Consider the following 2,011-nt stretch of genomic DNA (forward strand, 5'->3'; position numbering starts at 1 on the left):
CGGAGCGCGTCCGCAGGTGCTCCTGCGAGGGCGAGGGCGACGGCGAGGCGCCCGAGGGCGAGGCGTCCGTCACGCGGCGGCTCCCGCCCTCACTCCGAGACCTCGATGCGCGGGAACAGCGCCTCGAGCGGCGCGACCCGCTCGCCGACGGTCCACTCGTGGGCGCGGTCGACGCGCTGCTCCTGCACCGTGCCGGGCGCGCCCAGCGCCGTCCACAGCTTCGCGGTCGCCTCGGGGAGCACGGGCGAGAGCAGCACGGCGAGCGTGCCGAGCCCGTGGTAGGCGGTGGCGAGCACGGTCTCGAGGCGGGCCCGCTGGTGCGGGTCCTTCGCGAGCGTCCACGGCTCCTCGGCCGTCAGGTAGCCGTTCAGGGCGTCGACGAGCTCCCACGTGGCGGAGATCGAGTCGTGGATGGCGAGCCGGCCGATGGCCGACCACGCGGCATCCGTCGCCCGCTGCTCGATCGCGACGATCTCGTGATCGGCGCCCGAGAGTTCGGCGGCCGCCGGCACGACGCCGTCGCAGTAGCGGGTGATCATCGCGATGACGCGCGACGCGAGGTTGCCGAAGCCGTTGGCGAGCTCCGCCTGGTAGCGGGCCGCGAGGTCCTCCCACGAGAACGAGCCGTCCTGGCCGAACGAGATCGCCGAGAGGAAGTAGAACCGGAACGCGTCGGAGCCGAACGTCTCGGTGATCTGGTCGGGCGCGATGCCGGTGAGCTTCGACTTCGACATCTTCTCGCCGCCCACGAGAAGCCACCCGTGCCCGAACACGCCGCGCGGCACCTCGAGCCCCGCCGCCATGAGCATGGCCGGCCAGATCACCGCGTGGAACCGCAGGATGTCCTTGCCGACGATGTGCTGCGCCGGCCAGCGACGCGAGAACTCCGCATCGTCCTGGCCGTAGCCGACCGCGGTGATGTAGTTGAGCAGCGCGTCGAACCACACGTAGACGACATGCGACTCGTCCCACGGCACCTTCACGCCCCAGTCGAACGTCGACCGGGAGATCGACAGGTCGGCGAGACCCTGCTTCACGAACGAGACGACCTCGTTGCGCGCCGACTCGGGCTGCACGAAGTCGGGGCGCTCGTCGTAGAGCGCGAGCAGCCGGTCGGCGAAGGCGGACATGCGGAAGAAGTAGTTCTTCTCGTGGAGCAGCTCGACAGGCTTGGAGTGAATGGCGCAGACCAGCTGGCCCTCGTACTCCCCGGTGCCCGCCACCAGCTCGGACTGCTGCTTGTACTCCTCGCAGCCGACGCAGTAGTACCCCTCGTATTCGCCCGTGTAGATGTGGCCGTCGTCGTAGAGCTTCTGCAGGAACTTCTGCACGTTGACCTCGTGCCGCTCCTCGGTCGTGCGGATGAAGTCGTCGTTGGCGATGTCGATCGTCTCGAGCAGCGGCTTCCATGCGTCGGCCACGAGCTTGTCGGCCCATTCCTGGGGCGTCACCCCGTTGGCCGTCGCGGTGCGCAGGATCTTCTGGCCGTGCTCGTCCGTGCCGGTCAGCGACCACGTGTCCTCGCCGGCCTGGCGGTGCCAGCGCGCGAGCACGTCGGCGGCCACCTCCGTGTAGGCGTGCCCGATGTGGGGCACGTCGTTCACGTAGAAAATGGGCGTGGTGATATAGAACGAGGAGGCGTCGGCCATGCGCTCAATCCTATGGGCGAGCGGATGCCCCTGCCGCCCGGTTACGCGGCGGGCGCAGTCGTGGTCGGTGGCCGGGTCGTCGTCGCGGCCGGCGCGGGCTCAGCCCCTGCTGGCGCGCTCCTCCCGATGGCGGCGGCGAACGCTGCCGTCGCCGATCGCGGGCGGCACGGCCTCCTCGACCTCCATGCCCCTCCAGTGCGATCGGGTAGCCGACGTGGCGCCCGAGGAACAGCACCGGCATCGATGCAACCATAGCCGGTGGCTACGACACCAAGTCCTATACCGACATGCGGTATCGGCGCGAGGTAATCGCCCGGCGATCCAGATCAAACGCGTTTCATAGCGCCCCATGTCCGACTGCG

General features: G+C 69.5%; 1 protein-coding gene. It reads right to left on the bottom strand.

Features of this window, described 5'->3' with window-relative positions:
- Positions 1 to 89 precede the first annotated feature (89 nt).
- The gene (metG, locus tag GH736_RS21930) at positions 90 to 1,649 is read right to left on the bottom strand and encodes a methionine--tRNA ligase (RefSeq protein WP_159607066.1); all 1,560 of its coding nucleotides are present in this window, start codon (positions 1,647 to 1,649) and stop codon (positions 90 to 92) included.
- Positions 1,650 to 2,011: the final 362 nt, after the last annotated feature.

It is taken from the genome of Agromyces humi (assembly GCF_009720255.1).
In the GTDB taxonomy this organism is placed as follows: domain Bacteria; phylum Actinomycetota; class Actinomycetes; order Actinomycetales; family Microbacteriaceae; genus Agromyces; species Agromyces humi.